Source organism: Dryocola clanedunensis subsp. sulfonylureivorans (assembly GCF_016756775.1).
Classification (GTDB): domain Bacteria; phylum Pseudomonadota; class Gammaproteobacteria; order Enterobacterales; family Enterobacteriaceae; genus Dryocola; species Dryocola clanedunensis.
In genome coordinates, this window is record NZ_JAERMU010000007.1 from 40,549 (window position 1) to 62,068 (window position 21,520).

The 21,520-nt window shown below is 55.2% G+C and carries 21 protein-coding genes and 1 other RNA gene; 15 read left to right on the forward strand and 7 right to left on the reverse strand.

Translation table 11 applies throughout. From position 1 onward, the window contains the following. Window positions 1–38: 38 nt before the first annotated feature. From mscS to HYQ67_RS08600, 3 genes are all read left to right on the forward strand, one after another. The gene (gene mscS, locus HYQ67_RS08590) at window positions 39–899 is read left to right on the forward strand and encodes a small-conductance mechanosensitive channel MscS (RefSeq protein ID WP_202303286.1); all 861 of its coding nucleotides are present in this window, start codon (window positions 39–41) and stop codon (window positions 897–899) included. Between the two features lie 133 nt (window positions 900–1,032). Further along, complete coding sequence (gene argO / locus HYQ67_RS08595) at window positions 1,033–1,668, forward strand: arginine exporter ArgO (RefSeq protein WP_202303287.1); 636 nt, start codon at window positions 1,033–1,035, stop codon at window positions 1,666–1,668. Window positions 1,669–1,777: 109 nt separating this feature from the next. Beyond that, complete coding sequence (locus tag HYQ67_RS08600; RefSeq protein ID WP_202303288.1) at window positions 1,778–2,509, forward strand: oxidative stress defense protein; 732 nt, start codon at window positions 1,778–1,780, stop codon at window positions 2,507–2,509. A 79-nt stretch (window positions 2,510–2,588) separates the two neighbouring features. Here the strand turns inward: HYQ67_RS08600 and argP are convergent, their stop codons facing one another. Beyond that, window positions 2,589–3,488, reverse strand: coding sequence for a DNA-binding transcriptional regulator ArgP (gene argP, locus HYQ67_RS08605; RefSeq protein ID WP_202303289.1), 900 nt, complete (start codon window positions 3,486–3,488; stop codon window positions 2,589–2,591). Window positions 3,489–3,654: 166 nt separating this feature from the next. Between argP and rpiA the strand changes: the two genes are divergently transcribed. Together rpiA and serA are read left to right on the forward strand one after the other, a co-directional pair. After that, on the forward strand, window positions 3,655–4,314 hold the full coding sequence (gene rpiA, locus HYQ67_RS08610; RefSeq protein ID WP_202303290.1) for a ribose-5-phosphate isomerase RpiA: 660 nt from the start codon (window positions 3,655–3,657) through the stop codon (window positions 4,312–4,314). Between the two features lie 280 nt (window positions 4,315–4,594). Further along, complete coding sequence (gene serA / locus HYQ67_RS08615; RefSeq protein ID WP_202303291.1) at window positions 4,595–5,833, forward strand: phosphoglycerate dehydrogenase; 1,239 nt, start codon at window positions 4,595–4,597, stop codon at window positions 5,831–5,833. A 91-nt stretch (window positions 5,834–5,924) separates the two neighbouring features. On the opposite strand, the gene HYQ67_RS08620 is transcribed toward serA, so the two are convergent. The 3 genes from HYQ67_RS08620 to zapA all read right to left on the reverse strand — a co-directional run bounded on the left by HYQ67_RS08620 (window position 5,925) and on the right by zapA (window position 7,117). Continuing rightward, on the reverse strand, window positions 5,925–6,539 hold the full coding sequence (locus HYQ67_RS08620) for a 5-formyltetrahydrofolate cyclo-ligase (protein WP_202303292.1): 615 nt from the start codon (window positions 6,537–6,539) through the stop codon (window positions 5,925–5,927). Between the two features lie 23 nt (window positions 6,540–6,562). Then, window positions 6,563–6,746, reverse strand: a non-coding RNA gene (gene ssrS / locus HYQ67_RS08625) — 6S RNA. 41 nt (window positions 6,747–6,787) lie between these two features. Then, window positions 6,788–7,117 carry a cell division protein ZapA gene (gene zapA / locus HYQ67_RS08630; RefSeq protein WP_202303293.1) on the reverse strand — a complete coding sequence of 110 codons (330 nt, stop codon included), beginning with the start codon at window positions 7,115–7,117 and terminating at the stop codon, window positions 6,788–6,790. Between the two features lie 168 nt (window positions 7,118–7,285). Here zapA and HYQ67_RS08635 point away from each other — a divergent pair, with 168 nt between their 5' ends. The 8 genes from HYQ67_RS08635 to HYQ67_RS08670 all read left to right on the forward strand — a co-directional run bounded on the left by HYQ67_RS08635 (window position 7,286) and on the right by HYQ67_RS08670 (window position 17,350). Further along, window positions 7,286–7,864, forward strand: a complete 579-nt coding sequence (locus tag HYQ67_RS08635) for a YecA/YgfB family protein (protein ID WP_202303294.1) — start codon at window positions 7,286–7,288, stop codon at window positions 7,862–7,864. 21 nt (window positions 7,865–7,885) lie between these two features. Beyond that, a complete protein-coding gene (gene pepP, locus HYQ67_RS08640; protein WP_202303295.1) occupies window positions 7,886–9,202 on the forward strand; it encodes a Xaa-Pro aminopeptidase in 1,317 nt (438 codons plus the stop codon). After that, window positions 9,199–10,377 (forward strand): 2-octaprenyl-6-methoxyphenyl hydroxylase, encoded by a 1,179-nt coding sequence (ubiH, locus tag HYQ67_RS08645; protein ID WP_202303296.1) that lies wholly within the window; start codon window positions 9,199–9,201, stop codon window positions 10,375–10,377. Before pepP ends, ubiH begins: the two co-directional genes overlap by 4 nt. Before the next feature lie 12 nt (window positions 10,378–10,389). After that, a complete protein-coding gene (ubiI, locus tag HYQ67_RS08650; RefSeq protein WP_202303297.1) occupies window positions 10,390–11,589 on the forward strand; it encodes an FAD-dependent 2-octaprenylphenol hydroxylase in 1,200 nt (399 codons plus the stop codon). A gap of 434 nt (window positions 11,590–12,023) precedes the next feature. Beyond that, window positions 12,024–13,121, forward strand: a complete 1,098-nt coding sequence (gcvT, locus tag HYQ67_RS08655) for a glycine cleavage system aminomethyltransferase GcvT (RefSeq protein ID WP_202303298.1) — start codon at window positions 12,024–12,026, stop codon at window positions 13,119–13,121. A gap of 22 nt (window positions 13,122–13,143) precedes the next feature. Then, complete coding sequence (gene gcvH / locus HYQ67_RS08660) at window positions 13,144–13,530, forward strand: glycine cleavage system protein GcvH (RefSeq protein WP_202303299.1); 387 nt, start codon at window positions 13,144–13,146, stop codon at window positions 13,528–13,530. Window positions 13,531–13,654: 124 nt separating this feature from the next. After that, a complete protein-coding gene (gene gcvP, locus HYQ67_RS08665; RefSeq protein WP_202303300.1) occupies window positions 13,655–16,528 on the forward strand; it encodes an aminomethyl-transferring glycine dehydrogenase in 2,874 nt (957 codons plus the stop codon). Between the two features lie 78 nt (window positions 16,529–16,606). After that, a complete protein-coding gene (locus tag HYQ67_RS08670) occupies window positions 16,607–17,350 on the forward strand; it encodes an SDR family oxidoreductase (protein WP_202303301.1) in 744 nt (247 codons plus the stop codon). Window positions 17,351–17,411: 61 nt separating this feature from the next. Here the strand turns inward: HYQ67_RS08670 and HYQ67_RS08675 are convergent, their stop codons facing one another. The 3 genes from HYQ67_RS08675 to HYQ67_RS08685 are packed head-to-tail and all read right to left on the reverse strand — an operon-like array spanning window position 17,412 to window position 19,142. Beyond that, complete coding sequence (locus HYQ67_RS08675; protein ID WP_202303302.1) at window positions 17,412–17,717, reverse strand: pentapeptide MXKDX repeat protein; 306 nt, start codon at window positions 17,715–17,717, stop codon at window positions 17,412–17,414. A 41-nt stretch (window positions 17,718–17,758) separates the two neighbouring features. Further along, window positions 17,759–18,520 (reverse strand): molybdopterin-dependent oxidoreductase, encoded by a 762-nt coding sequence (locus tag HYQ67_RS08680; RefSeq protein WP_202303303.1) that lies wholly within the window; start codon window positions 18,518–18,520, stop codon window positions 17,759–17,761. Between the two features lie 10 nt (window positions 18,521–18,530). Further along, entirely contained in the window at window positions 18,531–19,142 is a 612-nt protein-coding gene (locus tag HYQ67_RS08685) for a cytochrome b/b6 domain-containing protein (protein ID WP_202303468.1), read from the reverse strand. A gap of 144 nt (window positions 19,143–19,286) precedes the next feature. On the opposite strand from HYQ67_RS08685, the gene HYQ67_RS08690 reads away from it, so the two are divergent. After that, window positions 19,287–20,000, forward strand: a complete 714-nt coding sequence (locus tag HYQ67_RS08690; protein ID WP_202303304.1) for a response regulator transcription factor — start codon at window positions 19,287–19,289, stop codon at window positions 19,998–20,000. A gap of 3 nt (window positions 20,001–20,003) precedes the next feature. Beyond that, window positions 20,004–21,470 carry a sensor histidine kinase gene (locus HYQ67_RS08695; RefSeq protein ID WP_202303305.1) on the forward strand — a complete coding sequence of 489 codons (1,467 nt, stop codon included), beginning with the start codon at window positions 20,004–20,006 and terminating at the stop codon, window positions 21,468–21,470. Window positions 21,471–21,520: the final 50 nt, after the last annotated feature.

Sequence of the window (21,520 nt, forward strand, 5' to 3'; positions counted from 1 at the left end):
TCTGGTAACCACATTCGCGACAAAACAAGGAACCAGGAATGGAAGATCTTAACGTAGTAAACAGTATTAATAATGCCGGAGGCTGGCTGGTGCGCAACCAGGCGTTACTGCTGAGCTATGCGGTCAACATCGTGGCGGCTATTGCCATTATCATCGTCGGGATGATCATCGCCCGCATGGTTTCAGGTGGTATCAACAAGGTGATGCGCGCAAGGCAGATTGATGCCACGGTAGCGGATTTTCTCTCAGCGCTGGTCCGTTACGGGATCATTGCTTTCACGTTGATTGCAGCCCTGGGTCGCGTGGGTGTCCAGACAGCTTCGGTCATTGCCGTACTGGGTGCCGCGGGTCTGGCCATTGGTTTAGCCCTGCAAGGGTCGCTTTCCAACCTCGCAGCAGGTGTCCTGCTGGTCACCTTCCGTCCATTCCGTGCGGGGGAGTATGTAGACCTTGGGGGTATCGCAGGCACCGTGCTTAACGTACAAATATTCTCTACTACGCTGCGTACCGTGGACGGGAAAATCGTCGTCGTACCAAACGGTAAGATCATCGCCGGCAACATTATCAACTTCTCTCGCGAACCGGTACGCCGCAATGAATTTATCATTGGTGTGGCGTATGACGCGGATATCGACCTGGTGAAGCAGATCCTGACTGACATCATCAGCAGCGACGATCGCATTCTGAAAGACCGCGAACTGACCGTGCGCCTTAACGAGCTTGCTCCTTCATCGATGAATTTTGTGGTGCGCTGCTGGAGCAACAGCGGTGACCTGATAAATGTCTACTGGGATGTGCTGGAGCAGATAAAGAAAGCGCTGGACGCCAACGGTATTGGCATTCCGTACCCGCAAATGGATGTGAATTTCAAACGCGTAAAAGAAGCGCCGAAAGAGTAAGCGACAAAGGCCAGCTACGGCTGGCCTCATCATTATTAGCGCTACTGATTGAGCATTAATATTATCCATTTCCTCTAATAATTTTTCCGCCGTACACTCTTCCTCAATTGCTGAATAATGAAGAGTAACCCCCATGATATCCTATTATTTTCAAGGCCTTGCTTTGGGCGCTGCCATGATCCTGCCTCTGGGTCCACAGAATGCTTTTGTGATGAACCAGGGGATTCGCCGTCAGTATCATCTGATGATTGCTTCACTTTGTGCGTTAAGCGATCTGGTGTTGATTTGCGGGGGGATCTTTGGCGGCAGCGCAATTCTCATGAAGTCGCCATGGCTGCTGGCGCTGGTAACCTGGGGCGGTGTAGCTTTCCTGCTGTGGTATGGCTGGGGGGCGCTGCGTACCGCGATGAGCAGCAGCGTGGAGCTGGCTACGGCGGAAGTCATGAAGCAGGGGCGCTGGAAAATTATCGCCACTATGCTCGCTGTCACCTGGCTTAATCCGCATGTTTATCTGGATACTTTCGTGGTGCTGGGCAGCCTCGGCGGGCAGCTTGCCGATGAGCCGAAACGTTGGTTTGCGTTGGGAACCGTCAGCGCGTCGATACTTTGGTTTTATGGGTTAGCTATTCTGGCTGCGTGGCTTGCACCGCGCCTGCGGACAGCAAAAGCTCAGAGAGTGATTAACGGCGTAGTCGGACTGGTGATGTGGTTTATTGCCTCGCAGCTGGCATGGGATGGCATTCATCACATCAAAGCGCTGATGGGTTAATTGGCCTTTATCTGATAGACAAGTTACCATTTAAGGCTAAGCTTGCTGCCATATGTCCGCGTATTTTAGCGGGCGCAATGACAGTGGAACATAGCATGGAGATATTACAGTGAAGTTTAAAACCCTGGCATTAGCCGCATTAGTAGGATTTAGCTCGTTACCGGCGCTGGCAGATGAGCTGCCAAACGGCCCGCATATCGTCACGTCCGGCACTGCCAGCGTGGATGCCGTTCCGGATATCGCCACGCTCTCTATCGAAGTTAACGTCACCGCCAAAGATGCGGCGTCAGCGAAGAAACAGGCTGACGATCGAGTGGCACAGTACCTGACCTTCCTGCAACAGAGCGGTGTCGAGAAGAAAGACATCAATGCTGCGAATCTCCGCACCCAGCCGGAATATGAGTACCTGAAAGATGGCAAAACGCAGCTGAAAGGCTACCGTGCCGTACGTCAGGTGGAAGTGACCCTGCGCAAACTCGACAAAATGAACGAGCTGCTGGATGGGGCGCTGAAGTCGGGCCTGAACGAGATTCGCTCCGTCTCTCTGGGGGTTGCCAATCCGGAACAGTACAAAGACAAGGCTCGTAAAGAGGCCATTAACGACGCGACCCGTCAGGCAAAACTGTTAGCCGAAGGCTTTAACAGCAAGCTGGGTCAGGTTTACAGCGTGCGTTACCATGTCTCTAACTACCAGCCAGCGCCAATGGTCCGCATGATGAAGGCCGATGCAGCAGCACCGGCTACCGCGCAGGACACCTACGATCAGCAGACCATTCAGTTTGACGACCAGGTAGATGTGGTGTTTGAGCTGGATCGCGCTCAGGGCGAAGCCGCGAAGTAATCTTATTAAGAGTCGGTTGGATAAGCGTAAGCGCCATCCAACAAAAAAGGCCGAGGCCGCTAATGTTAGCGGCCTTTTTCTATTCAGCGTCCTGGCGCAGTACCCGGTGTCCATACTCCAGCAGCGCGTCCGTGACGTTGCGCATCATTCTGCTTTCCGGCGCAAACCGGTGCCAGTACAGCATACGCCGCTGCATCAGGCCCGGCGTCAGGTCAATCAGCTCGCCGCTGTTTAGCTCCCTTTCGATTTGCAGATGCGGGATCATGCAGCAGGTGGTGCCCTGGCGAGCCAGCTGCACAAAGGCTTCCGACGAATTCACGATGTGGCAAGGCACGCTGCCCGGCGACAGATCGAAGTTCTGCTGTAAAAAGGCCTGGTGCATATCGTCAAGATGGTCAAAGGCGACGGCTGGCGCTTTGAGCAGGGCGGAACGCGTAACGCCGTTCGGGAAGTAGCGAGCGGCAAAATCTTTCGAGCCAACGAACAGATAATCAAGCGCGCCTAATTTATCAACCAGGCAGCTCGGTAGCGGCTGGGGTTGAATGGATACGGCCCCGACCACTTCGCCGCGACGCAGGCGTTCCTGGGTACGGGTTTCATCTTCAACCTGCAAATTCAGGCGGATAGGGGACTCGGCCAGCACCGGCGCCAGCGCGGGCAGCAGCCAGGTCGCCAGACTGTCGGCGTTGACCGCCAGCGACAGCAGCAGCGGCGTTGAACCCGTTTGTTCATCGCCCAGCCACTCCTCTTCCAGCAGCTCAACCTGGCGCAGCAGGGCCAGCAGCTTTTGACCCTGTTCGGTCGGCCGTGGCGGAACGGTGCGAACTAACAACGGCTGGCCGAACATATTTTCCAGTTGCTTGATGCGCTGTGAGACCGCGGATTGCGTGATGCACAACTTTTGCGCCGCGCGCTCAAACCCTCGTTCACGAATAACTGCATCCAGCGCCTGTAGCGTTCTGTAGTCCGGGCGTTTCATTGTTGTTTGCTGACCTCTATTTTTCTTGTGCCAGCACTATGACATAAATTTGCAGTCGATCCAGACCAAATCCACAAAGATCGGATGAGTTCTCCCAATGCCTGGGACAATCCCGCAGCGCTTGCTTTATAATGCGGGTCAGTTTTCACAGCACAGGCAAATAACCATGACGCAGGATGAACTGAAAAAAGCAGTGGGTTGGGCAGCGCTCCAGTACGTGCAGCCGGGCACGATTGTTGGCGTAGGCACCGGCTCTACCGCCGCACACTTTATTGACGCTCTGGGCACCATCAAACACCAGATTGATGGTGCGGTATCCAGCTCCGATGCCTCCACCGCTAAGCTGAAGAGCCTGGGCATTACCGTCTTCGACCTTAACGAAGTTGATTCTCTGGGCATCTATGTGGACGGCGCGGACGAAATTAACGGCCAGATGCAGATGATTAAAGGCGGTGGTGCAGCGCTGACCCGTGAAAAGATCATCGCCTCCGTTGCGGAGAAGTTTATCTGTATCGCCGACGCCTCCAAGCAGGTTGATGTCCTCGGCAACTTCCCGCTGCCTGTAGAAGTGATTCCCATGGCCCGCAGCTGCGTCGCTCGCGAGCTGGTCAAGCTGGGCGGCCGCCCGGAGTATCGTCAGGGTGTCGTCACCGATAACGGGAACTACATTCTTGATGTTTATGGCCTGAATATCATCGATCCGATTGCGCTGGAAAACGCGATCAACGGCTTGCCTGGCGTGGTAACCGTAGGGTTATTTGCTAACCGAGGCGCCGACGTTGCGCTGATCGGTACGGCCGATGGCGTGAAAACCATCTTGAAATGATCGGCCCGGGGCGCGGCCTGCGCCCCAAAAATCCGTTTAAATTCTGACAAATTATTTTAACGGCAAATTTGGTGACATATGTCACATTCCTGTAAAGCACCTGTGATTCATTCCTGGTTCTCACTCGCCGCCAGCATTTTGTGCTAACTCCTGCCGCTTATTTCTCTCCAGCCAGTGCGTCGACGCAATCGTTCATATTGCCGATAGCGTAGATTTTGATATTTTGGCAGAAGGGTAACTTACAGGCAGTACAACACAGCTAGCTAAATAGGGTCGGGAAATGGCAAAAGTATCACTCGAAAAAGACAGAATTAAATTCCTGCTGGTGGAAGGCGTACACCAGAAGGCCGTCGATAACCTTCGTGCGGCAGGGTACACCAACATCGAGTATCACAAAGGCGCGCTCGACAGCGATGCGCTGAAAGAAGCTATCCGTGATGCCCATTTCATCGGCTTACGTTCCCGTACTAACCTGACTGAAGACATTCTTTCGGCGGCTGAAAAGCTGGTGGCGGTCGGCTGCTTCTGCATCGGAACCAACCAGGTAGATCTGGATGCAGCGGCTAAGCGCGGCGTGCCGGTCTTTAATGCGCCATTCTCCAACACGCGTTCCGTTGCTGAGCTGGTGCTTGGCCAACTGCTACTGTTACTGCGCGGGGTACCTGAAGCCAACGCGAAAGCGCACCGCGGCGTCTGGAACAAACTTGCGGTTGGCTCTTACGAAGCTCGCGGCAAAAAACTCGGTATTATCGGCTACGGTCATATCGGTACTCAGCTCGGTATTCTGGCTGAATCGCTGGGGATGAACGTCTTCTTCTACGATATTGAAAACAAGCTGCCGCTGGGTAACGCCACGCAGGTACAGCATCTGTCCGACCTGCTCAACATGAGCGACGTGGTCAGCCTGCACGTACCGGAAAATGCCTCTACTAAGAATATGATTGGTGCCAACGAACTGGCGCTGATGAAGCCGGGTTCGCTGCTGATCAACTGTGCTCGCGGTACCGTGGTTGATATCCCGGCGCTTTGCGATGCGCTGGCGCGTAAGCATCTGGCTGGTGCGGCAATCGATGTCTTCCCGACCGAACCGGCAACCAACAGCGATCCGTTTGTGTCGCCGCTGTGCGAGTTCGATAACGTGATCCTGACGCCGCACATTGGTGGCTCAACTCAGGAAGCGCAGGAGAATATCGGTCTGGAAGTGGCGGGTAAACTTGCGAAGTATTCTGACAACGGCTCAACGCTGTCTGCGGTGAATTTCCCGGAGGTTTCCCTGCCGCTGCATAGCGGGACAACAAGCCGCCTGCTGCACATCCACGAGAACCGCCCGGGGATTCTGACCGCGCTCAACCAGATCTTTGCCGAGCAGGGCATCAACATTGCCGCCCAGTTCCTGCAAACCACGCCGCATATGGGTTACGTGGTCATCGATATTGATGCCGCTGAAGATGTTGCCGAAGCCGCATTGAAATCAATGAAGGCGATTCCAGGGACTATCCGCGCCCGTCTGCTTTACTGATTTAACTCTGCCAGCGGATGACGCTGGCGCTTTTCCGCCCTGCGTTCGATTCTGTTCGTCGGGCGGATAAGCGAATGCACCACCCTCTTTTTTACCATTCCCACAGCCGGGAGGGCGTGACAACCGCCGGTAGCGGGATATCCCACTCTTCCGCTGGTAAACCCGGAACCTGCTGGCAATCATGCGCCAGACCAACCGGCCACAGGCCATACCGCTGCCAGCTTTGTAGCGTCCTGTCGTAAAATCCTCCGCCCATGCCCAACCGTTGCCCCTGTTCGTCAAAGGCGACCAGCGGCGTTATCAGCACGTCCAGATTGTCCAGCGGCAGCACGTTTCGCACGTCGAGCTTTGGCTCAAGGATTTTCAGCCGGTTCATGACCAGATGGCTGTCTTTGTCATACCGTAAAAACAGCAGGTTTCCCTCACTGAAAGGATGCAGAACCGGCAGGTAAACGTCTTTATCTGCTTGCCAGAGAGCACGAATCAAGGGATCTGTATCCAACTCGCCGTCGAACGACAAAAATAGCGCAACGCTTTTTGCTTTTATTACCGGTGGGTAAGCCAGCATGCGTGAAGCGGCCTGTTGGGCGAAAATATGCTGTTCGGAATCGGTAAGGGCGCGGCGTCGTTGCCGTATGGTCTGGCGAATTTCAGCGCGAAGCTGTGAGGCAAAATGGGGTGTGGAGCTTAACGAATGTTGTGTCATATGACATGACCAGGTAGAAAGAGGGAATCTCCGAGATGCCGCCGCAGGCTGTAACCCTTGAACCCTTGGTTCAAGGTGAATGCAGCGTCACTGTCATCAGGCTTCTCGGACGGACCGAGCATGCTCACCGACGGTGGAGCACCACATTCTTGTGGTATGAAATATCGGCTCAGGGGACTGGCCCGCTTGCAAACATCTCAGAGAAATTTGTTCTTCCCAGTTACTCTACCATAGACAACTGTGAAGCGTTATTCAAAATTTGGACCCTGTCTGTCTGTTATGCGACCCTGTTCAAGCAAGGCTTGTTCAATGGTCTGCTGTAACATTTTGATACGCTGCTCCATGTTCGCAGCGTAGTCACGGGTTTTCGATTTTTCCTGAGTCAGCTCGTAGCAAATGTTCAGTGCCGCGATGAAAACTAACTGCTCAGTATTTGTGACTCTAGTGCGAACTTTTAAATCTTGCAACCGCTGATTCAGCTCATCTGCGGCCTGATTCAACGCATCCTGTTGTTCAGGCGGACAATTCACGCGCAATGAACGACCGAAAATTTGGATATCGACTGGTTGTGCAGACATGCCACCTTCCTGCTGTTAACTCGCCTGCCTTCCGCCAACCTGTGCCAGGCCACGAAAGGGGCGTCACTATAGCTACCCCGTTATGAAGATACAAGCCCTTTTCTGGTGCCTCGAGGTCCCTGGTGGTAGCATAACATGAACTCTCTCTGCCAACGATGACGAATGCGCATGTCTATACAGAACGCAATGCCTGGCTACGACGCCGTAAGCCAACTTTTGAACCAACAGGGCGTAGGCCTGACGCCTGCTGAAATGCACGGTCTGATCAGCGGAATGCTGTGTGGCGGCAACAAAGACACCAGCTGGCAACCGCTGCTGCATGACCTGACCAACGAAGGTCTGGCTTTCAGCCAGAACCTCGCCGACAGCCTGCGTCAGATGCACGGCGCGACGGGCGATGCGCTGGAAGACGACGGTTTTATGTTTCAGCTTTACCTGCCGGACGGCGACGAAACCACGGTTTTTGACCGTGCTGACGCGCTGGCCGGCTGGGTTAACCATTTCCTGCTTGGCCTGGGCGTCACCCAGCCTAAACTTGATAAGGTGACCGGCGAAACAGGTGAAGCCATCGACGATCTGCGCAACATTGCCCAGCTCGGCTATGACGAAGACGAAGATCAGGAAGAGCTGGAAATGTCCCTCGAAGAGATCGTCGAGTACGTGCGGGTTGCCGCACTGCTGTGCCACGACACCTTTACCCGTCCGATGCCAACGGCACCAGAAGTGCGCAAGCCGACGCTCCACTAAAATTTTGTCTCAGGAGGTGTGATGAATCAGCAGGAATTTCTCCGTCGCCGCCAGGCGCTACTGGCGAAAATGGCCCCGGCCAGCGCCGCGCTAATTTTTGCGGCTCCCGAGGCGACGCGCAGTGCGGACAGTGAATATCCGTACCGCCAGAACAGCGATTTCTGGTACTTCACCGGGTTTAACGAACCCGAAGCGGTACTGGTGCTTATCAAAAGCGATGAGACCCACAACCACAGCGTGCTGTTCAACCGACTGCGCGATAAGACCGCGGAAATCTGGTTTGGTCGTCGCCTGGGCCAGGAAGCCGCGCCAGAGAAACTGGCGGTGGATCGCGCGCTGGCATTTTCAGAAATTGACGAGCAGCTGCCTCAGTTACTGAACGGCCTGGACGTGGTTTATCACGCCCAGGGCGAGTACGGTTACGCAGACTCCATCGTCTTTGCGGGGCTGGACAAGCTGCGTCGCGGCTCTCGCCAGAATCTGAGCGCGCCTGCCACGCTGACTGACTGGCGGCCGTGGGTACACGAACAGCGCCTGTTTAAATCCGATGAAGAAATTGCCGTGATGCGCCGGGCCGGTGAGATCACCGCGCTGGCCCATACCCGTGCGATGGAAAAATGCCGTCCGGGCATGTTCGAGTATCAGCTGGAAGGTGAGATCCTTCATGAATTCAGCCGCCACGGCGCGCGCTTCCCGTCCTATAACACTATCGTTGGCAGCGGTGAGAACGGTTGTATTCTGCACTACACCGAAAACGAAAGTGAGATGCGAGACGGCGATTTAGTGCTGATTGACGCCGGGTGTGAATACAAAGGGTACGCGGGGGATATCACCCGCACCTTCCCGGTGAACGGCAAGTTCAGTGCGCCACAGCGCGCTATATATGACATCGTTCTTGAATCCCTTGAGACGGCGCTTAAGCTCTACCGCCCGGGGACTTCCATGCAGGAAGTGACCGGCGAGGTTATCCGCATTATGGTCCAGGGAGTGGTGAAGCTGGGCATTCTGAAAGGTGAAGTCGAACAGCTGATTGCTGATAACGCTCACCGCCAGTTCTTCATGCACGGTCTCAGCCACTGGCTGGGGCTGGATGTCCATGACGTAGGTTTCTACGGCGCAGATCGTTCCCGCGAGCTGGAACCCGGCATGGTTATCACCGTTGAGCCGGGGCTGTATATCGCACCCGATGCGGATGTGCCAGCGGAGTATCGCGGTATCGGCATTCGTATTGAAGATGACATTCTCATCACCGAAGACGGCAACGAAAACCTGACGGCGAGCGTGGTGAAATCTGCGGATGATATTGAAGCGCTGATGGCGGCGGCACGTCAGCCATGAGCGTGATTATTGTTGGCGGGGGCATGACCGGCGCGACGCTCGCGCTGGCTATTTCAAATATGACCGGGGGCAAACTCCCGGTGCATCTTGTTGAGGCCACTGAACCAGACTCTGTAGCCCATCCGGGTTTTGACGCCCGCGCAATTGCTCTCGCTCAGGGTACCTGTCAGCAGTTGACCCGCATCGGCGTCTGGCCCGCCATCTCGGACTGCGCCACGGCTATTACCACCGTGCACGTGAGCGATCGCGGGCACGCAGGGTTTGTGACGCTCGAAGCGGAAGATTATCAGATTGGCGCTTTAGGCCAGGTGGTTGAGCTGCACGATGTCGGCCAGCGTCTTTTTGCCCTGCTGCGTAAAGCGCCGGGCGTAACATTGCATTGCCCGCAGCGGGTCGCCTCATTCACTCGTGATGAAAGCAGCGTAAGCGTTACGCTGGATGACGGCACCGTGCTTGATGGCAAACTGCTCGTCGCAGCGGATGGCTCCCGTTCCGCTCTTGCGGCGCAGTGCGGTATCGTCTGGCAGCAGCAGGATTATCAGCAAATCGCGGCTATCGCCAACGTCACAACCGCTTTACCTCATAATAACCGGGCGTTTGAACGCTTTACCGAGCATGGCCCGCTGGCGATGTTGCCAATGTCCGACGGGCGTTGCTCGCTGGTCTGGTGCCATCCTCAGGATGCGCTGGAAGAAGTAAAAAGCTGGAGCGACGAGCGTTTCTGCGACGAGTTGCAAAGGGCGTTCGGCTGGCGTCTTGGCCGGATAACCCATGCAGGCTCGCGAAATATTTATCCGCTGGCCCTGACTACCGCCTCACAATCTATTTCGCATCGCGTGGCTTTGGTTGGCAACGCGGCGCAAACCCTGCATCCCATTGCCGGGCAGGGCTTTAATCTGGGCCTGCGCGATGTCATGTCGCTGGCGGAGTCCTTGCGTACCGCTTATCTTGCGCATCTTGACCCCGGCAGCTATCCCGTGCTGGCTGATTATCAGCAGCGCCGAAGCGCAGATAAAGCGGCAACCATCGGCGTCACCGATGGCCTGGTGCAGCTGTTTGCGAACCGCTGGGCGCCGCTGGTCGTTGGCCGCAATCTGGGCCTGATGGCGATGGAACATTTTACTCCGGCACGAGACGTGCTGGCACAGCGGACCCTTGGTTGGGTCGCGCGTTAAAGGAGAGTCAATTTGCAAAGCGTTGATGTGGCGATTGTTGGTGGCGGTATGGTTGGCCTGGCGGTTGCCTGTGGTTTGCAGGGCAGCGGCCTGCGCGTGGCCGTGCTGGAGAATCATCTCCCGCAGCCTCTTGCACAGGATGCGCCTCCCGCCCTGCGAGTGTCGGCCATAAACGCTGCCAGCGAAAAGCTGCTGGCTCACCTTGGCGCATGGCCGCAGATAGCCCAGCGCGCCGCACCCTATCACGGTATGGCCGTATGGGATCAGGACAGCTTCGGGAAAATCGATTTCGACGATAAAACCTATGGCTTCAGCCATCTGGGCCACATCATTGAAAACGCGGTCATTCATCATGCGCTCTGGCAGCGCGCCGAACAGTGCGCGGACGTCACGCTGATGGCTCCCGCTGAGCTACAGCAGGTTGCCTGGGGTGAAAACGAAGCGTTCATCACCCTGAAAGATGGGGCGATGCTGACCGCACGCCTGGTTATCGGGGCCGATGGCGCCAACTCATGGCTGCGCAAGCAGGCGGATATTCCTCTGACGTTCTGGGATTACCGGCACCATGCGCTGGTCGCGACCATACGCACCGCTGAGCCGCACCAGGCCGTGGCGCGTCAGGTCTTCCACGGCGAGGGCATTCTGGCCTTCCTGCCGCTGTCCGATCCGCATCTTTGCTCTATTGTCTGGTCGCTGCCGCCGCAGGAAGCGGAGCGTATGCAGCAGGCAACGAATGAAGAATTTAACCAGGCGCTGAGCGTTGCCTTCGATATGCATCTTGGTTTGTGCAGCGTTGAGAGCGAACGCCAGGTCTTCCCGCTGACGGGTCGCTATGCGCGTAACTTTGCTGCTCATCGTCTGGCGCTGGTGGGTGACGCCGCCCACACCATCCACCCGCTGGCCGGGCAGGGCGTGAACCTTGGTTTTATGGATGCCGCCGAGCTTATTGATGAAGTTCGTCGCCTGCATCGTGAAGGCAAAGATATCGGACAGTATCTGTATCTGCGCCGCTATGAACGTAGCCGTAAGCACAGTGCCGCTATGATGCTGGCGAGCATGCAGGGCTTCCGCGATCTGTTTGCAGGCAGTAATCCAGCTAAAAAGCTGCTGCGTGACATCGGCCTTAAACTCGCGGATACGCTCCCGGGCGTGAAGCCTCAGTTAGTTCGTCAGGCTATGGGCTTGCAGGATCTGCCAGCCTGGCTTCGTTGAGCAATAGCGTTAACCCCGTCACATTTTCCTTCCCGACACCGGGAAGGGAACCCCGCTTCTTGTTTGAAAAATTCTAATCCCAGAATAAATTTCGGATTACTTTTTTTAATGTCATGTTTTTATTGATGTAGTGAATTTGTTTCTGAAATGGTCGTAAATGTTAGCTAGTTCTAAAAACCCTCTTAAACACTTCCTGTTTATGCGTACCGCTTCGCATTTTTCCAGTTGAATACTCTGCATGCTGCTTCGCTTGTTTTGGTCATAAGCTAATGGAATGACCGTTTCCCCCTTATGGTTTACGGGGCATATCAGTGGTAAGTTCAGATGATAAGGTAACGTTTGCGTCGCGCCTGTAGCGGGAGCGGCACCGGGTTACGTCTGACGGACAGCAGGGCGTGAAAACGTCGTGCAACCAGATGGTTAAAGAGGAAAAGATGGCTCAACAGACCCCTTTGTTTGAACAGCACAATCTCTGCGGCGCGCGCATGGTGGATTTTCATGGCTGGATGATGCCGCTGCACTACGGCTCGCAGATTGACGAACACCATGCGGTGCGCACCGATGCGGGGATGTTCGATGTTTCCCACATGACCATCGTTGATTTACACGGCAGCCGCACCCGTGAATTCCTGCGTTATTTAGTCGCCAACGACGTCGCCAAACTGACCCAGCCGGGTAAAGCCCTCTACACCGGGATGCTGACCGCCTCCGGTGGCGTTATCGACGATCTGATTATCTATTTTCTCACCGAAGACTATTTCCGCCTGGTGGTTAACTCCGCGACCCGCGAAAAGGACCTTGAGTGGATCACCCAGCATGCCGAGCCGTACGCCGTTGAAGTCACCGTGCGAGACGACCTTTCCCTGATTGCCGTGCAGGGGCCAAACGCCCAGGCTAAAGCGGCAAAACTCTTCAGCGAAGAGCAGCGCCAAGCGGTGGAGGGAATGAAGCCGTTCTTTGGCGTGCAGGCGGGCGATTTATTTATCGCCACCACCGGCTATACCGGTGAAGCGGGCTATGAAATTGCGATGCCAAACGAGAAGGCCGCAGAGTTCTGGGCGCATCTGGTGGAAGCGGGCGTCAAGCCATGCGGCCTGGGCGCGCGCGATACGCTGCGTCTGGAAGCGGGTATGAACCTGTACGGCCAGGAGATGGACGAGGGGATCTCCCCGCTTGAAGCAAACATGGGCTGGACCATCGCCTGGGAGCCTGCCGACCGTGATTTCATTGGCCGTGAAGCCCTTGAAGCACAGCGCGAAAAAGGCACCGACAAGCTGGTTGGCCTGATCATGACCGAAAAGGGCGTGCTACGTAATGAGCTGCCGGTTCATTTTACCGACGAGTCCGGCAACGTTTGCGAAGGGATCATCACCAGCGGGACATTCTCGCCGACGCTTGGCTACAGCATTGCGCTGGCGCGCGTTCCGGCGGGCATTGGCGATACGGCCATCGTGCAGATCCGCAACCGTGAAATGCCGGTAAAAGTCACTAAACCTGTTTTTGTTCGCGCCGGAAAACCCGTCGCGCAGTAAATCTTGATTGAGGGTAAAAATAATGAGCAATGTGCCTAACGAACTGAAATACAGCAAAGAACACGAATGGCTGCGTAAAGAAGCCGATGGCTCTTACACCGTCGGCATTACCGAACACGCGCAGGAACTGCTTGGCGACATGGTCTTTGTGGATCTGCCAGAAGTAGGCTCCACCGTGAGCACCGGCGACGACTGCGCCGTTGCAGAATCCGTAAAAGCTGCATCCGATATCTATGCGCCAGTCAGCGGTGAAATTATTGCCGTTAACAACGAGCTGGAAGGTAACCCGGAGCTGGTGAACAGCGAGCCGTACACCGGCGGCTGGATCTTCAAAATCAAAGCCAGCGACGAGTCCGAAATCGACGGCTTGCTGGACGCAGCAGCTTATGAAGCGCTGTTAGACGAGTAAAAAATTCGGCGGGTGACGCAAAGCTTACCCGCCCTACGATTTATCACCCAATCTGGTTTTGTAGGGTGGATAAGCGCAGCACCATCCACCGCTAAAGTTCCGCATGTTTCAGGAATCACCGCTCATGACCCAGTCCTTACGTAGCCTAGAGAATCACGAAGCGTTTATCGACCGCCACATTGGCCCCTCCGCGCAGCAACAGCATGAGATGCTGGAAGCCGTGGGCGCAAGCTCGTTAAACGAACTCATCTCCACCATTGTCCCGGCAGATATTCAGCTCGCGCAGCCGCCACAGGTAGGCGAGTCTGCCACCGAATATGCCGCGCTGGCGGAACTGAAAGCGATTGCCAGCCGCAATAAGCGCTTCAAAACGTATATCGGGATGGGTTACACCGCGGTGCAAACGCCGCCGGTGATCCTGCGTAACATGCTTGAAAACCCAGGCTGGTATACCGCTTATACGCCTTACCAGCCGGAAGTCTCTCAGGGCCGTCTGGAAGCGTTGCTCAACTATCAGCAGGTCACGCTGGATCTGACCGGTCTGGATATCGCCTCTGCTTCCCTGCTGGATGAAGCAACCGCCGCGGCTGAAGCCATGGCCATGGCAAAGCGCGTCAGCAAGCTAAAGAATGCCAACCGTTTCTTTGTTGCGGCCGATATCCATCCGCAGACGCTGGACGTGGTTCGCACCCGCGCGGAAACGTTCGGCTTTGAAGTCATTGTCGATGATGCGGCAAAAGTGCTGGATCATCAGGACGTATTCGGCGTGCTGCTGCAGCAGGTTGGCACCACGGGTGAAGTGCATGACTACAGCGCGCTGATTCAGGAACTGAAACAGCGCAAGATTGTGGTTAGCGTCGCCGCAGACTTTATGTCGCTGGTAGTGTTAACCGCACCGGGCAAGCAGGGCGCGGACATCGTGTTTGGCTCCGCACAGCGCTTCGGCGTGCCGATGGGCTACGGTGGCCCACACGCTGCCTTCTTCGCCGCCCGCGATGAATTCAAACGTTCCATGCCGGGCCGTATCATCGGCGTATCCCGCGATGCTGCCGGGCGCACCGCGTTGCGCATGGCGATGCAGACTCGCGAGCAGCACATCCGCCGTGAGAAAGCGAACTCCAACATCTGTACCTCTCAGGTTCTGCTGGCAAACATTGCCAGCCTGTATGCCGTCTTCCACGGCCCGGCGGGCCTGAAGCGCATTGCGGGACGTATCCACCGCCTGACCGACATTCTGGCTGCTGGCCTGCAAAAAGGCGGCCTGACGCTGCGCCACAAGCACTGGTTCGACACGCTGTGTGTTGAAGTCGCCGATAAAGCTGCCGTGCTGGCACGCGCGGAAGCGCAGGAAATTAACCTGCGTAGCGATATCCTTAACGCGGTTGGCATCACGCTGGATGAAGCCACCACTCGCGAAGACGTGCAGGCGCTGTTCACCGTGCTGCTGGGCGATAACCATGGTCTGGATATCGACAAGCTGGACCAGGACGTTGCGGGCGACAGCCTCTCTATCCCGGCAGCGATGCTGCGCGAAGACGAAATCCTGACCCATCCGGTATTTAACCGCTACCACAGCGAAACCGAGATGATGCGCTATATGCACTCCCTGGAGCGCAAAGATCTGGCGCTGAACCAGGCGATGATCCCCCTCGGCTCCTGCACCATGAAGCTTAACGCCGCGGCGGAAATGATCCCTATCACCTGGCCTGAATTCGCCGAACTGCATCCGTTCTGTCCGGCAAACCAGGCTGAAGGCTACCATCAGATGATCGCCCAGCTGTCCGACTGGCTGGTGAAGCTGACCGGCTATGATGCGCTCTGCATGCAGCCAAACTCTGGCGCACAGGGCGAATACGCGGGCCTGTTGGCTATCCGTCGTTATCACGAAAGCCGCAACGAAGCGGGCCGTAACCTTTGCCTGATCCCAAGCTCCGCGCACGGTACCAACCCGGCGTCAGCGCAAATGGCTGGCATGGATGTGGTCGTCGTGGCCTGCGACAAGCAGGGCAATATCGATTTACAGGATCTACGTGCTAAGGCCGAGCAGGCGGGCGATGCGCTCTCCTGTATCATGGTGACCTACCCGTCCACCCACGGCGTATATGAAGAGACGATCCGCGAAGTCTGCCAGATCGTTCATCAGTACGGCGGCCAGGTTTATCTGGACGGCGCGAACATGAATGCGCAGGTGGGCATCACCTCGCCGGGCTTCATCGGCGCGGACGTTTCGCACCTCAACCTGCACAAAACCTTCTGTATCCCACACGGCGGTGGCGGCCCAGGTATGGGACCAATCGGCGTGAAAGCGCACCTGGCACCGTTTGTGCCGGGCCACAGCGTGGTGCAGATCGAAGAGATGCTGACCCAGCAGGGCGCGGTTTCTGCGGCACCGTTCGGCAGCGCCTCGATTCTGCCAATCAGCTGGATGTACATCCGTATGATGGGCGCGGAAGGGCTGAAGAAGGCAAGTCAGGTCGCGATCCTGAACGCCAACTACATTGCCAGCCGCCTGCAATCTGCCTTCCCGGTGCTTTATACCGGAGCGAATGGCCGCGTGGCGCACGAATGTATTCTGGATATTCGTCCGCTGAAAGAAGAGACCGGCATCAGCGAGCTGGATATCGCCAAGCGTTTAATCGACTTTGGGTTCCACGCGCCGACCATGTCCTTCCCGGTCGCGGGTACGCTGATGGTTGAACCAACGGAATCAGAGAGCAAGCTGGAGCTGGACCGCTTCATCGACGCGATGCTGACAATCCGCACCGAAATCGACCGCGTAGCGCGTGGGGAATGGCCGCTGGAAGATAACCCGCTGGTTAACGCCCCGCACACGCAGGACGAAATCGTTGCTGACTGGGCGCATCCGTACACCCGCGAGCTGGCCGTCTTCCCGGCAGGCCACAGCAACAAGTACTGGCCGACCGTGAAGCGTCTCGATGACGTATACGGTGACCGTAACCTGTTCTGCTCCTGCGTGCCGATGAGCGAATATCAGTAGCCTTAAGGGATGACGCGAGGTTTTGTAGGTTGGATAAGCAGAGCGTCATCCAACAAAATTGTTTAGCGGGGAGGGGATATGGCAGTAGCATTAGTCACCGGCGGCAGCCGGGGGATTGGCAGAGTCACCGCCATCCTGCTGGCAGAAACAGGCTATAAGGTTGTCGTTAATTACCAGCGCAATAAGCAGGCCGCAGACGAGGTGGTGAATACCATTCGCGAGGCGGGTGGCATTGCGCTGGCTATCAAAGCGGACATTGGCGACGAGCTACAGGTGCTGGCGATGTTTGCCGAAATCGACAATGCCTTTGGGCCCGTCACCGCACTGGTCAATAACGCGGGCATTCTCTTCCAGCAGTCCACTATCGAAAACCTGACCGCAGAGCGCATTAATCGCGTATTAGCCACTAACGTCACGGGCTATTTCCTTTGCTGCCGCGAGGCGGTGAAACGTATGGCTTATCGCCACGGCGGAGAAGGCGGAGCCATAGTTAACGTTTCGTCAGCCGCTTCTCGCCTGGGCGCACCAGGTGAATATGTTGATTACGCTGCTTCTAAAGGCGCGGTAGATACGATGACAACGGGGCTTTCGGTAGAGGTTGCGGCGCAGGGGATCCGCGTTAACTGCGTTCGTCCGGGGCTTATTTATACCGAAATACATGCTTCTGGCGGTGAGGCGGGGCGCGTAGATCGGTTAAAAGAGAGTTTACCTATGAAGCGTGGCGGGCAGCCGGAAGAAGTTGCGGAGGCCATCGTCTGGCTGTTAAGCAGCAAGGCGTCCTATGTGACCGGCAGTTTTATTGATGTGGCGGGCGGGAAATAAAAAAGCAGCCTGGATAATAAGGGTAGGAGACCACGGGGGCATTATCCAGGCTGCGAAAGCGTTAGTTCTTTTTCATCTCATCTTTAGACATATTATCTTTAGACATCGCATCTTTGCTCATGCCGTCTTTAGCCATTGAATCTTTGCCCATGCTGTCTTTCGCCATGGAGTCTTTACCCATGCTGTCTTTGTGCATGCCGTCTTTCGCCATGGAGTCTTTACCCATGTTGTCTTTGTGCATGCCGTCTTTAGTCATTTCCATCTTGTCTTTCGACATATTATCTTTGCTCATATTATCTGCCGCATTGGCGCCAGCCATACCTAAAGCCAGAGCGGAGCACATCATCATTGCATATAATTTTTTCATTTTTTCTTCCTTATTTCTTGCGTGAGGGTCGAGTGAATATATTAACTACCGCCAAACCAGTTATAACCCTGGTCTTCCCAGTAACCGCCGGGGTAGCGATTAGTGACTTCAATAACCTGAATATGCTTCGGGTTCTTGTAGCCTAATTTTGTTGGCATCCTTAATTTCATCGGGTAGCCGTATTTACGCGGTAAAATTTTCCCGTCGTAAGTTAAAGCGATAATCGTTTGTGGGTGTAGCGCCGTTGCCATATCAATGCTGGTGTAATATTCATCCGCGCATTTGAAACTGACATATTTCGCATTCAGATCTGCACCGATCCCCTTGAGGAAAAGAGAAAACGGTACGCCGCCCCATTTGCCAATTGCGCTCCAGCCTTCCACGCAGATATGCCGTGTCACCTGGCTGACCTGAGCCATCTGATACAGCTGCGGCAGTGTCCAGGGGCGCTTATCCGCCACCAGTCCCGCGATCTCAAGTCGATAGTCATCACCATTGATATCCGGCGCTTCGTCTTCGCTGTAAAAGGCGTTAAACGGGAAGGGTCTGGTCATCATCGATTCCGGATAAACCGGCGCCAGGTCGTTGCTGTTAAACAGCCATGCCTGCACGCGGTCGTTAAAACGGGATATCGAACCCAATGTTGTTTCGACCTGCTGGTTGTCGCTGATATCGCAGCCGGTGAGCATGACTAACCCACCTAGCGTCAGGCCTTGTTTTAAAAAACGTCGTCGACCTTCCGCGGAGAGCTGTTTGGTAATCTGCTGCTGCGCCTCTTTCAGAATCTCTTTTTCATCACTCATGATCGTTTCCTTAACGTCCGCGAATCATGGCAAGTAAGGTGCGCGGGACTAACGCAACCATCACGATATGAATGACAACAAAGCCGACCATCGCACTCATCGCATAGAAATGGATAAAGCGAGCGGTGTCATAGCCACCCAGCAATTCTCGTAGTATCGGAAACTGAACGGATTTCCAGATAACCAGGCCCGAGCAAACTAAGATGACGCTATCAATCATCACAAATAGATAAGCTGCTTTCTGCACCATGTTGTAATGGCTGAGATCCGCATGGGCTAATTTTCCACGCAGGGCCGCGAGCAAATCTTTAAAGAATTCTTTTGGCGACAGCGGCCAGTATTTTCGTTTAAAACGCCCGCTGACTAAATTAATCAGTAGATAAATGACGCCGTTAATACCAAACAACCACATGCCGGCAAAGTGCCATTGCAACGCGCCGCCTAGCCAGCCACCTAACGTTAACTCATTCATAAAACTGAAGTTAAAAAGTGGTGATGCATTATAAATTCGCCATCCACTGGTGACCATAATCAACATAGCCAGCGCATTTAGCCAATGGCACAGTCGCAACCATATGGGATGGACGGCTGTTGGACTGTTGTTAAATATTTTCCTGTCCATCGCGCTGCTCCCTGAGAATTCGATGAAATCAGTATTGGCCAAATTTATTCCCCAATGCCTCACGTAAACTTAAATAAAATGTGACAACTTACAGGCGGCAAGTTGTGTAAACTTTTACTATGTAGCGCGAGCGGGGGTCAGAAAGTGAATCAGGATAAAAAGCTGCTCATTGTGGAAGACGATGAAAACATAGCTGAGCTTTTACAGTTGCATCTGCGTGAAGAGGGCTTTGAGATTACCCACGCTGCGGACGGGAACATCGGCATGGAAAAACTCAGACAGGGTGGGTGGGATGCCCTGATTCTTGATCTGATGCTGCCTGGGGTAGACGGCCTGGAGATTTGCCGCTTTGCCAGAACAATGACCCGCTATACGCCAATCATTATGATCAGCGCCCGCTCCAGTGAAACGCATCGCGTGCTGGGGCTGGAGCTTGGAGCCGATGACTATCTTGCTAAACCGTTTTCCATGCTTGAGCTGGTGGCTCGGGTTAAGGCTCTGTTTCGCCGTCAGGAAGCCATGAGCCAGAACCTGCGGCTGGACGCCGGCACGCTCACTTTTGGCACCCTGACCATCGATCCGCTGGCCCGCGATGTACAGCTTAATCATCAATCTCTCGAGCTGACGCCGAGGGAGTTTGATTTGCTCTACTTCTTTGCCAGGCATCCGGATCAGGTTTTCTCTCGCCTGAACTTGCTCAACCAGGTGTGGGGTTACGAACACGAAGGGTATGAACACACCGTTAACACGCACATCAACCGCCTGCGTATTAAAATTGAAGAGAATCCGGCGGAACCGAATTTTATCCGAACTATCTGGGGTAAAGGTTACAAATTCACCGCTCAGCCACGCGAGTAGACCATGCGAATACTTTCTCTTTCCCAGCGCCTGACGCTTGTTTTTGCCCTGCTGCTTCTTGGATCCTGCGTGCTGTTGGGGTGGATGCAGGTGCGAACCAGTACGCAGTATAGCCAGGCCGTTATCCAACAACTGTCCAGCAATCTTGCGCAGCACATTAACCAGAGCTATCCGCTGGTGACGAAGGATGGGCTGAATAAAGACTCGGTGCGCACGCTGTTTGACCATCTGATGTCGGTCAACCCAAGCGTTGAGGTTTATCTGCTTGATAAAAGTGGCAATATCATTGGAGATGCTGCGCCAGAAGGGCATCTCAAACGCCAGCATGTTGATTTAGCCCCCATAGAAGCCTCGCTCGCCCAACACAAGTTCCCAATATATGGCGACGATCCGCGCAGCCTTGAAACACGGAAAGTTTTTAGCGTAGCCCCGATGTTGCAGGACGGGCAGCTGAAAGGCTATCTGTATGTGATTCTGCTCGGTGAGAATTACAGCGCGCTTATCAGTAATGCCCGCATCAATACCTTGCTAAAAATTGTGCTGATTTCTATCAGCCTGGTTGCTCTGCTGGGGCTGATTGTGGGTGGCCTGGCCTTCCGGTGGATCACTCGTCCGCTACGCGATCTTTCCCGGCAGGTGCACGCGCTGGAAATGGGCGGCATGAAGGAGATGCAGGCGATGGCGGCCCTCCCGCTGCGAGAAGGGAAGGAACGTGACGAGATCGATCTGCTGCGTCAGGGCGTGATCAGTATGGCCCGCCGCATAGCAGAACAGTGGCACCGGCTGTCTCAGCAGGATCAGCTCCGCCGGGAGTTTATCGCCAATATCTCCCACGATCTGCGTACGCCGCTGACTTCGCTGCATGGCTACCTGGAAAGCCTCTCGGTTATGTCCGCGACCCTTTCTGAGAAGGATAAAAAGCGCTATCTGGAAATCGCCCTTGCTCAGAGTCAGAAAGTAGGGACGCTTGCCCAGTCGCTGTTTGAGCTGGCGCGTCTGGAATATGGCGTGGTGAAACCGCAAAAAGAGCGATTCTCGCTGTGCGAGCTTTTGCAGGATGTGTTTCAGAAATTTGAACTGGCTGCGCAAACTCGCCAGCAGCAGCTCTTAGCCGATATCCAGCCGGGATTGCCGCTGATAGACGCCGATCTGGGAATGATAGAGCGAGTTCTTACTAACCTGCTTGATAATGCCATCCGTCATGCGCCAGAGCGGGGAACCGTCTCTGTGCGGCTATGGAAAGAGAGGGATAAAGTGATGGTACAGGTGAGTGATAACGGGCCCGGCGTGCCGCAGGAGCTGAAAGAAGGGTTATTCGTCCGGCCTTCGATTGCCAGCCAGTCACGGCTGCGCGTCGGCGGGTTAGGGTTAATGATCGTTCGGCAAATGCTGCAACTTCACGGCACGGATATCACGCTGATTGAGAAAACAGAAACCGGCGCCTGCTTCCGCTTTGCTTTGACGGTTTGACGCTGCCGTTTTTACTGTAGGGCGGGCAAGCGCTCCCCGCCCTACAGTCT